Raw genomic sequence first — 10,670 nt, forward strand, 5'->3', positions numbered from 1 at the left:
ACTGCACCGATTACAGATAACACATCGATAAGGTGAACTTAACGTCACAGTTAAGTCTTAGGTGATGGTTACAATTAAGTTTGAGCAACCTTCTTGGTGGCAAAACATAAGAAGCCTTAGCTATGAAAGAAATATTAAAAAATTTAGTTGAAACAACTACGCTTCCTGAAGATAGTTATCTTGATCAAGATGCAGAAATTTTAGAGATTTTTGTTGAAGAAATAGAAGAAATCTTTGAAGAACTGGCGGGTTTATTTACAACTTGGTTGGAAAATCCACAAGATAAAGACACTTTAACGACGATTCGTCGTCATTTCCATACCCTGAAAGGTTCAGGTCGTATGGTCGGGGCAAAATCGGCGGGTGAAACTGCATGGGCAGTGGAAGATACGCTGAATCGTGTTATTGCAGGTTCAGTACAGTTAACGCCAACCGTTCAAAAGTTTGCACAAACAGTTTTAAATGTTTATCAATATAAGCTCTATCCACGGTTTAAAAATGTTGCCGAATTGGATGTTGACTTACGTCCATTGGTTTTAATGGGGCAACAATTACAACAAAATATTAGCCTTGAGCCTGCACTCGAAGAATTATTAAAACTGGCAGATCAATTAAAATCTGAAGATGCTGTCACTGGTTTAGAGCTGACTGAAGTTGAAACTACAGAACATGTGGAAGTAGTTGAAAGCACGATCGATGCAGTGGCCGAATCAGAAACAAATCTTGAGCAAGTGGATGCAGATGCATCACTGGTCGAAGAGACTGTGAGCATTTTTATTGAAGAAGCTGAAGAACATCTACAAACGATTGATCAGTTCCTCCAATCTGATGATAGTAAATCACAAGACTATAATGGCTTGATTCGCGCGCTACACACCTTACGTGGTAGTTCGTCGATGGCACAAATCGAAGAGATTTTTGAAGCCAGTTCAAAAGTTGAAAATTTATTCAAAACCTTATTGCAAGACGAAATCGTATCGAGCTCGAAAGAAACTGCTTTATTGATTCAATATGCTGAATTTGTTCGTGATTATTTACACGTGCTCCGTTCAGGGGATAAGGCAAATCTTGCCTCTATTTATGAAACCTTCAAAGCCGCTTGGGATGATTATGGTTTTGCAAGCCAAGATCAATTGGCGCCTGAAGATAATCCGCAAGGTTTGGTTTCTAAACTAATCGAATTAAATATTGATCAGTTATTAGATGCTGAATTTGAGTTTGATAAACGTGCTCTAGCTGAATTCCCAGACTATATTCAACAGCTCAGTCAACAAGCTTTAGAGTTGATTGAACATACGGATAATCGTGCGTCTGTTGGTATCCATGATTTCACGACTCAAATGCGTGCAGCGTATCAGTCTTTAATTGAAAAGCCTGAATTGCTCCATGCTGATTATGGATATGAGTTATTTGCGCAAGCACATCAAGAGTTTATTCACTTATTTGACACTTTAGCTGCGGGTCAGCGTGTGGTGTTAAGTGAAGAGGTTCAGCGTTTCTTAAATGAGCTAGCTGCATTTGTTCAACAAGACATTGAAGCAGTTGCAGCAACGACTACACAAGAAGCCAATATCGTTGCCGAACCTGTTGCCACTGCAGAAGATAAAGCCGCTGTTCCAAATACAACAGCAGTAGACTTTGCACAATTAAGTCAGCGTATCCAACTTGATCATCAACAGATGCAAGCGGCGGATGCGAATAATGACTTTGATGAAGATCTTTTAGGGATCTTTATTGAAGAGGCAGAAGAATTATTGGTGGGGATTGACCAAGACCTCAGTACTTGGACACGTGATCAGACAAATACTTCAGCTTTGAATAATTTAATGCGTTATTTGCATACCCTAAAAGGTGGTGCAAATATGATTGCCGCATCTCATGTGGGTTTAATTTCGCATGAATTAGAATCGATTTATGAGCGCATTATTCGTCAACAAATTTCGATTACGCCTGCGTTAATTCAAATTATTCGTTTAGTGCAGGATGATATTTCAGATCGTATTCAAACCATTCGTGACCAAGGGATCGACTACCCAGCGAATAATGTCATCGATATTCTCAAGAATATTCAGTCAATTGTGGCAGGAGAGCGTTCAGAAGCTGTTGCATTGGCTTCGGCCCCTATTTCTGCTGAAACTGAACAAACAGCAGTAGAACCAGATGTATCGGTGTCAGAGCCGATGGATGTTGCTGAAGACACTGCAGAAGCAGTGGTTGAAGCTCAAACGACTGCTCACACTGAGTCTGCTGTTGAACATCTTGAACATGCGGTTGCTGAACATGTTGAGCATCCAGATGACGATCTACGTTCTGTCATGGAAGAAACCTTCCTTGAAGAGTCTGAGGAAATTCTTGAACAAGCCGTTCAATTATTAAATCAATGGACTGAACAACGTAGTGACCGTAACGTATTGCTTCAATTACAACGTGCTGCCCACAGTATTAAGGGTGGTGCGCGTATGGTTGAAAATGAACCTGTTGCCGCAATTGCGTATCAACTTGAGACGACGTTTGAGCATTTCGCGGTTCATCATTTCAACTCAAATGCATATGACGGCTTACTCAAAACGACCTTGGCATGGTTAAAAGAAGCGATCTTCAACCACGACTATAGTAATTTTGATAGCATCAAATTGAGCCTAGAATCCATTCAGTATGTGGATGTTACGGTTCAATTGCCAAACCGTGTTGCAGAATTAGAACAAGGTATTGTCAGTAAAGGCTTTGAATTTATTCAAGGTGATGGTGTTGAACCTCCATCTATGTTGGGTGAATGGTCTGAAGCTAATTCTTCTGATAACAGTAATGAGATGATTCGTATCTCGGCTGATCTCGTCGAGAAGATGATTGACTTGTCAGGCGAAAACTCGATTAACCGTTCACGTATTGAGATGGACTTAGGTCAGCTAGGCAATACCTTGAATGAAATGGAGTTAGCAATTAAGCGACTTGCTGACCAGTTACGTCGAATGGATGGTGAGCTTGAGTCACAAATTATTGCCAAACATGGTTCTGAAAATTCACGCTATGCGGATTTCGACCCATTGGAGATGGACCAATATTCATCGATTAACCAATTGTCAAAATCTCTAGCCGAATCTGCGTCGGATTTGGTTGACTTCAAGAGTACTTTGGCAGAAAAAATCCGTGATGCGGAAGGTCTGTTATTACAACAATCACGTATTCAGTCAGAAATTCAAGAAAGTCTGATGCGTACCCGTTTGGTGCCATTTGATCGTTTGTTACCACGTTTACAACGTATTGTGCGTCAAACCTCTTCGACCTTGAACCGTCCTGCAGAATTGATTGTTCAAAATACAGAAGGTGAACTGGACCGTACGATCTTAGAGCGTTTGGTGACACCATTTGAACATATGCTGCGTAATGCGGTCGACCATGGTTTAGAAGATACTGCTGACCGTTTGGCTTTGAAAAAGCCAGAAGTAGGTAGCATCGTCTTGAACATTAGTCGTCAGGGTACTGATGTACTGGTGTCTTTCAGTGATGATGGTAAAGGGATTGATGAAACCAAAATTAAAGACAAAGCCTTAAAACTTGGTTTAATCAAAGCGGATCAGTTCCTCGATAAACAAGAAATCTTGCAATTGATCTTCCATCCAGGTTTCTCAACGGCACAATCGGTAACGCAAATTTCGGGTCGTGGTGTTGGTCTGGATGTGGTGCAAAGTGAAATTAAAGCCTTGGGTGGTCATGTTTCCGTTGAGTCTGAGTTAGGTAAAGGGACGACCTTTACGATTCGTGTACCAACGACGGTAGCGGTCAGCGATGCCTTGATGGTGAAAGCGGGCGATCAGCAATATGCGATTTCATTAGCGCAAATTGAACGTATTGTCCGTATTGCACCTACGGCACTCGAAACTTACTTCAATAGTAAGGATGACGTGTTTAAAATTGACAACACCAATTACAAACTACGTTATCTATCAGAGTTTGTGGGTAATCAGCCAATTCCACGTTTAAATAATGTTGGCCATTCATTGCCTGTATTGCTAATAAAAGGCAACAGTGGTCAAACCATTGCTTTATTGGTAGATCAGCTGGTGGGTTCACGTTCTCAAATCGTGGTGAAACCAATTGGTCAACAATTTACCAGTGTGGCCGCGATTGCAGGTGCCACGATTCTAGGTGATGGTCATGTATGTTTGATTTTGGATGGGCAAAATATTGCACGTCAAATTCAAACTACGCAGCGTGTTAAACATTCAGCTGAACAGCGTGATTTGGGCCGTCAATCCAATGCACGTCGTTTAGTGATGATTGTCGATGACTCGGTGACAGTACGTAAGGTGACTTCACGCTTACTTGAACGTCAAGGTTATGACATCGTGACCGCGAAAGATGGTGTGGATGCAATTGAACAGCTTGAAAATGTCCGTCCAGACTTGATGCTACTTGATATTGAGATGCCACGTATGGATGGTTTCGAAGTGACTAACTTAGTCCGTCACCACGACATTCACCGTGACTTGCCAATCATTATGATTACATCGCGTACAGGTGAAAAACATCGTGAGCGTGCATTTAGCTTAGGTGTGACTCACTATATGGGTAAACCATTCCAAGAAGCTGAATTGCTTGCCAATATTGAAGCTTTAATTGCAGAAAAGCAGGGGTAATCTATGAGCCAAAATACTGTTTCTCAGGTTGTCAGCGATAAAATTGATCAACAGGAACTGCAACATCTTATTACGGTTTCTACCGGTTTTATAGATGCGTATATCATTGATTGTCATGGTAAAGAGCCAATGTTGTTGCCACAAAATATTGTGCTTTCAGCGCTCGATAGTGCAACCAAGGTTCCTTTTGTTGAATGGCATGAATTGAAATTGCCTGTTTTCTCGGTCAATGATCCTGCAAAAAATCAGGGCGTGGCTTTGGTGATTGAAGGTGATGATGTTGGACAGCGTTTTGCACTGATGTGTAATGAAATGCCGAAAACCATTCGTCTGCGTATTTCTGAAGTGGTTGATGAAGAAAAAGCTGTGAAAGACGCCAATATTTTCCAATATGTACGCCTGGCCGATCAGGTATTTCATATTCCAAATTTAGCCAATATTCAAAACAGTATTGGGCTTCAAGCGGCTTAATATTTGCAAAACGCGATATAAAAAAAGGAACTCAATGGAGTTCCTTTTTTTTGACTATGCAGGGAATATTTAAGCCAACAGGTTTTCTAAAATCTTTTCGTAAATTTCAGAAAGTGGCTCCAGTTCTGCCACATTGACGTGTTCATTGATTTGGTGAATCGTGGCATTTAAAACACCCAATTCAAGCACCTGCGCACCTGTAGGTGCAATGAATCGACCATCAGAAGTACCACCACTGGTCGAAAGTTCTGTTTCAGTCCCTGTAACATCTCGAATGGCATCACGTGCGGCATTCACTAACTCACCGACAGGGGTGAGGAATGGAAGACCAGATAAGGTCCAAGAGATATCATATTCAACGCCATGACGATCTAGAATTTCCAAGGTGCGTGCTTTGAGTTCGTCCGCCGTCACTTCTGTTGAATAGCGGAAGTTAAAGAGTAAATTCATCGTGCCCGGAACAACGTTGGTTGCGCCTGTACCGGCATTGATATTGGAAATTTGAAAAGATGTTGCGGGGAAGTATTCGTTGCCATTATCCCACACGGTATCGCAAAGTTCAGCCAGTGCCTTTGATGCTGTATGGATTGGATTGACCGCTAGATGTGGGTAAGCAACGTGCCCTTGTTTACCCTTAACCGTTAAATTCGCATTTAGCGAACCACGACGACCATTTTTAACAATATCGCCAAGTGTGTTGGTGCTAGATGGTTCACCCACCAAACACCAAGTCATTTTTTCATTACGCGCTTCTAAAGTTTCAACAACTTTGACAGTCCCGTTGATCGAAGGACCCTCTTCGTCAGAGGTAATAAGAAATGCAATCGAACCTTTATGATTTGGATGCTTTGCAACAAAACGTTCTGAAGCAACAACCATAGCTGCCAACGCGGTTTTCATATCTGCGCTGCCACGACCATACAGTTTACCGTCGCGAATTTCAGGAAGAAATGGGTCAGAACCCCATGCATCCAAGTTACCCGTAGGTACTACATCCGTATGACCTGCAAAGCAAAATACTGGTGCTTCAGTCCCTTTACGTGCCCAAAGATTATCTACATCATCAAAACGCATATTTTCAATGTTAAAGCCAATTTTGGCTAAACGATCCGCCATAATGTTCTGGCAGGTATGGTCAATCGGTGTCACCGACGGTTGGCGCAGTAGTTCTAGGCTGAGATCAAGAGTTGCTGTTGAGGTCATGCTAAATACAGAAGTCAAAAATGTCGCAATATAATAGGCGAATCAACAAGCGAAGGGAAATTTAGACGTAAAAAACCCTATTAAAAAAATAGGGCTCTTTTATAAAATCTTGGGAAATAAATTAATTGCGGCGAATTTCTTCTGAAGTTTTCTCTGCAGTATTGGTTACCGCATCTCCAGCTTTAGATACGTCTTGACCCATACCCTTTACTGTATTACAACCTGTCAGTATAAAAGCGACCATAAGTGATGCAGCTAGAATTTTTTTCATTGACTGTATTCTCCATTATGAAAGAATAATTTTTAGAGGAATAAATTATTCTGATGTGAGATTTAGATTAAAAAATGGCCGTATTAAACAGTAGGTGGTTTTTATGGTGATTAAGTAAATTAATGTAATTTCTACTAAACTACAAATTTCGCCTTCCGTTATTTTAAGTGATTTGCGGTAAAACCAAGCGTGGTTGTCTATACATATAATAGCTTTCATCACTGCTTTTTTTATACAGGCCATCTGTCCACCAATGAGCGGTTTCACTTGTGGGTTGCTGCTGCACGCAGATCCATTCATGTCGTTGTAAGCGATAATAGCCTTGACTTGTGGATGGAATAGCGTGTCCCCATTGACCTATTCTGCGCGCAGGATTGACCCAGTTTGGCAATGTGTTGGTACGCTGAATAGGTAAATATAATTGACCTTTTAAAACGCAATAGCGCTGTTGAATCTGCTGCCCAAGTGCTTCATCAAATTGGAATTGTTTTTGGGTGAAATGATTGAGCTTTCGAGCCAAAGTATCACTACGATTTAAGCCATACCAATAAGGTAATTGAAAATCACGCTCGGCTAGATAATATTTTAAAGCCACTTCCCAATGTTCAACTTCACCACTTTCGGTATTTTTTAAAACAAAATCGAGTTCACCTACTGTACGAGGGCCGTCAATTTTTTGAATGCTATGTCCGAGTAACTGGTAGGGATGGTATGGGTGATCGAGAAGCCAAAACCATATAAACATTTCGAAACGTAAACCAAGGCGAGTACTTTTTAATTTTTGTAAAAATTCTACTAATGCACTTGGGTGTTGTTCGAGTTCTTTTAAACGGGGAAGGTAGGCTTCAAAATGTTTTTGCCAAAGCTCGTTTGGATGAAAATGAAAGGGATAGCGGATTTCGAGTTCATTGGGAATTTGCTGCAGAATATTTGGGCTAGCAATACAGAAAGCTAATTGGCGAACTAAGGGCTGTTTAAATTGCAACCATGGCTCAAAATAAGACGACGTTGTCGGGGTTACAGCCATATTGAAACCTTTCGAATAATGCAGAATAACAACGGATAATTGTTAAAAACATCTTATACTACCTGAATTGAAAGTTCAGGGTAGCGGTATGAAGACGTTGTTTTGGCGAAGCTTAGTGGTTGTCTTTGTCATTTTAGGCTTTATAGGGGCTTTATTGCCGGGAATGCCCACGACAGTCTTCTTAATATTAGCTGCATGGGCGGCTTCAAAAGGTTGGCCTCAAATGGATGCTTGGTTGTTGAATCATCCTAAATATGGGTCAACCTTACGCGCTTGGCGCGAAAATGGCACAGTCCCACGCAAAGCAAAATGGTTTGCATCGATCATGATGTTTGTGAGTGGTCTGATTATGCTTTTTACATCAGCACCGATTGCCGTCAAGATTTTCACTGACTTAACCATGTTGATCGTTGGTATTTGGTTATGGACACGACCAGAGCCAAATCAGATGCGGACTATTGAAACATCGCCGCAGACACAACCACAAGATAAAGATAAGCAGAAAGAGCAAGAGCATGTCTGAATATACCCAAGATCAAGCAGATATCCTGATTAACTTGAAAGATCAAACTTTAACTTTGCCGAAGCTAAATAAGTTTTACCTCATTTCATCGGGTAAAAATGGCATTGGTGAGCAGGAAAATAGTGGCAAGACGCCACGAGGCTGGCATCAAGTGGCTGAAAAGTTTGGTGGAAAACAACCTCAAAATGCAGTTTTTAAAGCACGTCAGTGGACCGGAGAGGTTTACGACGAGCAACTTGCTGCATCACACCCTGATCGGGATTGGATATTATCTCGAATATTATGGCTTAGTGGTTTAGAACCCGGCTTTAATGCAGGTGAGGGCTGTGATACTTATAAACGTTATATTTATATTCATGGCACACCAGATCGCGAGCCTATGGGTATACCGATGTCACATGGTTGTATTCGCATGCGAAACAGCGATGTTGTAGAACTTTATCAATTGATTCCATTAAATGCGCTGGTTTACATCACTGAACATTGAACACGTCGTTAAAAGCACAAGCCATGAAAAACGAAGTTCATGGCATCAAAACAAAGATTTGAAAAATTAAAGTGAGTTTGAAAGGCGTTTTTTTGTCAGGACTTTTGTCAGGACTAATGCTCGCAAACTAACAGAAAATCGTGTTTGAATGTATTTTGTACACTAGGGTGTTTTAGAATGCAGTGTGTGGTGAATTAATCGTCGGTTCGCTGAATGATTAGCTATGAGTCCACGCGAAAAACTGTTTTTTATGTGAATGATGCAGAATATAAGTCATATTTTTAGTAATAAATTTACAGGTTTATAGCTAAAAAATGTTCAAAAATACTGATTTTTCCGCAATATAACTTATTTTTTAATCACTCAAACAGAAAAAGTGGAAAAGAGTTAGAAAAGCGTTTGACAGACCGTGAGGATTCTCTATAATGCACCTCATCAAACGATGAACATGTTTTGAAAAGGGCGCTTAGCTCAGTTGGTAGAGCGTCTGCCTTACAAGCAGAATGTCGGCGGTTCGATCCCGTCAGCGCCCACCAAACCTTTTCAGCGTTAAGATATTTAGAGTGCAGCGGTAGTTCAGTTGGTTAGAATACCGGCCTGTCACGCCGGGGGTCGCGGGTTCGAGTCCCGTCCGCTGCGCCACTTTAAATCTTAATTCGTTTGAACCACAATAGCGACATTGTGTAAGTGCAGCGGTAGTTCAGTTGGTTAGAATACCGGCCTGTCACGCCGGGGGTCGCGGGTTCGAGTCCCGTCCGCTGCGCCATTTACACGATAGACCTTTTGAGGGCGCTTAGCTCAGTTGGTAGAGCGTCTGCCTTACAAGCAGAATGTCGGCGGTTCGATCCCGTCAGCGCCCACCATATTTTTTTGCGATGCAGCGGTAGTTCAGTTGGTTAGAATACCGGCCTGTCACGCCGGGGGTCGCGGGTTCGAGTCCCGTCCGCTGCGCCATTTCAAAGAATATAATTGTTGTACCCTTTAAGGGCGCTTAGCTCAGTTGGTAGAGCGTCTGCCTTACAAGCAGAATGTCGGCGGTTCGATCCCGTCAGCGCCCACCATATCTTTTAAGATATAGGTTGTGTTTCGAAAGAAACTACGTGATGCAGCGGTAGTTCAGTTGGTTAGAATACCGGCCTGTCACGCCGGGGGTCGCGGGTTCGAGTCCCGTCCGCTGCGCCATTTATCTTAAAAATCTCTGTTCAAGAGAATGCCTTTAGAAAAATCTTGGATTTTTCTCTTGCGCTCAGACAAGGCTTCGCTTTGTTACTCTTCGCTCAGGGCGCTTAGCTCAGTTGGTAGAGCGTCTGCCTTACAAGCAGAATGTCGGCGGTTCGATCCCGTCAGCGCCCACCATATTCTTCTATAGAAACTTCTTTATCCAAAAGCTTGCCTAAATTTTCTGATTTACATAAAATCCGCTCTATAATAATTTTAATATTGTATGTGATCTATGAGAAATCCATATCAGCGCAAGGCAGCGTCTAAAACTCAAACTACAAATTACAATCCTCAAGAAACCTATAAACAATTTATTGAAAATATGGTCGCTCAAGGTGGCGTGATTGCGTTATATCAAGATGGTTGGGCACTTTGTGCGACACCTACAGGTCAGCGTTCCTTCGCCATTTGGCAAAATCGTGGTTTGGCACGTTTATTAATTAAAGACAATTGGTCCAATTATGAAATTCAGGAAATTTCATTAAAAGACTTTATCGAAAAAGTCATTCCGTTTTTACGCAGCGAGAGCACTACGGTATCTTTAGATTTAACCCCAGAAGGGCAAAATATTTTGGTTGCGCCAGAAAAGATGCTATTAGATATTAAAAATTATTTATATCAAGTCTATCAACAGCGCCCAGAAATTTTTGAAAACCTTAAAATTCCTTTGCCACGTAGTATTCGTTTAAATTAATGGTTTATTTAAGTTGACAAAAATAACTAATCATGCGAAAAGGTTTTTTTAGTTAACAGATGTTCACACATGCCTCGGATTGTTTCTGTACCACTTAGTTTAGAACAGCGAGAACGACTCATTTTTCTGGCCAAAC

General features: G+C 41.4%; 8 protein-coding genes, 8 tRNA genes and 1 pseudogene. 14 read left to right on the plus strand and 3 right to left on the minus strand.

From position 1 onward, the window contains the following. The first annotated feature begins 122 nt into the window (after positions 1-122). Together FTU83_RS13030 and FTU83_RS13035 are read left to right on the plus strand one after the other, a co-directional pair. Positions 123-4,637 carry an Hpt domain-containing protein gene (locus FTU83_RS13030; protein ID WP_180106822.1) on the plus strand — a complete coding sequence of 1,505 codons (4,515 nt, stop codon included), beginning with the start codon at positions 123-125 and terminating at the stop codon, positions 4,635-4,637. Between the two features lie 3 nt (positions 4,638-4,640). Then, entirely contained in the window at positions 4,641-5,108 is a 468-nt protein-coding gene (locus FTU83_RS13035) for a hypothetical protein (RefSeq protein WP_180039701.1), read from the plus strand. Positions 5,109-5,177: 69 nt separating this feature from the next. Here the strand turns inward: FTU83_RS13035 and dapE are convergent, their stop codons facing one another. The 3 genes from dapE to FTU83_RS13050 form a co-directional block, all read right to left on the minus strand. After that, positions 5,178-6,311: a succinyl-diaminopimelate desuccinylase gene (gene dapE, locus FTU83_RS13040; RefSeq protein WP_180039703.1), complete on the minus strand. Its 1,134-nt coding sequence runs from the start codon at positions 6,309-6,311 to the stop codon at positions 5,178-5,180. A gap of 121 nt (positions 6,312-6,432) precedes the next feature. After that, positions 6,433-6,582 (minus strand): entericidin A/B family lipoprotein, encoded by a 150-nt coding sequence (locus tag FTU83_RS13045; RefSeq protein ID WP_180004989.1) that lies wholly within the window; start codon positions 6,580-6,582, stop codon positions 6,433-6,435. 163 nt (positions 6,583-6,745) lie between these two features. Next, a complete protein-coding gene (locus FTU83_RS13050) occupies positions 6,746-7,609 on the minus strand; it encodes a DUF1853 family protein (RefSeq protein WP_180106824.1) in 864 nt (287 codons plus the stop codon). 88 nt (positions 7,610-7,697) lie between these two features. Between FTU83_RS13050 and FTU83_RS13055 the strand changes: the two genes are divergently transcribed. The 12 genes and pseudogenes from FTU83_RS13055 to FTU83_RS17615 all read left to right on the plus strand — a co-directional run. Beyond that, positions 7,698-8,132, plus strand: coding sequence for a YbaN family protein (locus FTU83_RS13055; protein ID WP_180106826.1), 435 nt, complete (start codon positions 7,698-7,700; stop codon positions 8,130-8,132). Then, a complete protein-coding gene (elsL, locus tag FTU83_RS13060) occupies positions 8,125-8,619 on the plus strand; it encodes a cell wall-recycling L,D-carboxypeptidase ElsL (protein WP_180106828.1) in 495 nt (164 codons plus the stop codon). Before FTU83_RS13055 ends, elsL begins: the two co-directional genes overlap by 8 nt. A gap of 460 nt (positions 8,620-9,079) precedes the next feature. Next, a tRNA-Val gene (locus FTU83_RS13065) sits at positions 9,080-9,155 on the plus strand. A 29-nt stretch (positions 9,156-9,184) separates the two neighbouring features. Further along, a tRNA-Asp gene (locus FTU83_RS13070) sits at positions 9,185-9,261 on the plus strand. Positions 9,262-9,308: 47 nt separating this feature from the next. Then, positions 9,309-9,385: transfer RNA gene (locus FTU83_RS13075), tRNA-Asp, on the plus strand. A 21-nt stretch (positions 9,386-9,406) separates the two neighbouring features. Next, a tRNA-Val gene (locus FTU83_RS13080) sits at positions 9,407-9,482 on the plus strand. A 14-nt stretch (positions 9,483-9,496) separates the two neighbouring features. Then, positions 9,497-9,573, plus strand: a tRNA-Asp gene (locus FTU83_RS13085). A 31-nt stretch (positions 9,574-9,604) separates the two neighbouring features. Further along, positions 9,605-9,680: transfer RNA gene (locus tag FTU83_RS13090), tRNA-Val, on the plus strand. Between the two features lie 44 nt (positions 9,681-9,724). Then, positions 9,725-9,801 (plus strand) — tRNA-Asp (locus FTU83_RS13095). A gap of 98 nt (positions 9,802-9,899) precedes the next feature. Then, positions 9,900-9,975, plus strand: a tRNA-Val gene (locus FTU83_RS13100). A 97-nt stretch (positions 9,976-10,072) separates the two neighbouring features. Beyond that, on the plus strand, positions 10,073-10,534 hold the full coding sequence (locus tag FTU83_RS13105; RefSeq protein WP_078191441.1) for a DUF2750 domain-containing protein: 462 nt from the start codon (positions 10,073-10,075) through the stop codon (positions 10,532-10,534). A gap of 69 nt (positions 10,535-10,603) precedes the next feature. Then, positions 10,604-10,670: pseudogene (locus FTU83_RS17615) on the plus strand (helix-turn-helix domain-containing protein); the annotation flags it as partial.

It is taken from the genome of Acinetobacter sp. YH12152, from assembly GCF_013418285.1.
In the GTDB taxonomy this organism is placed as follows: domain Bacteria; phylum Pseudomonadota; class Gammaproteobacteria; order Pseudomonadales; family Moraxellaceae; genus Acinetobacter; species Acinetobacter amyesii.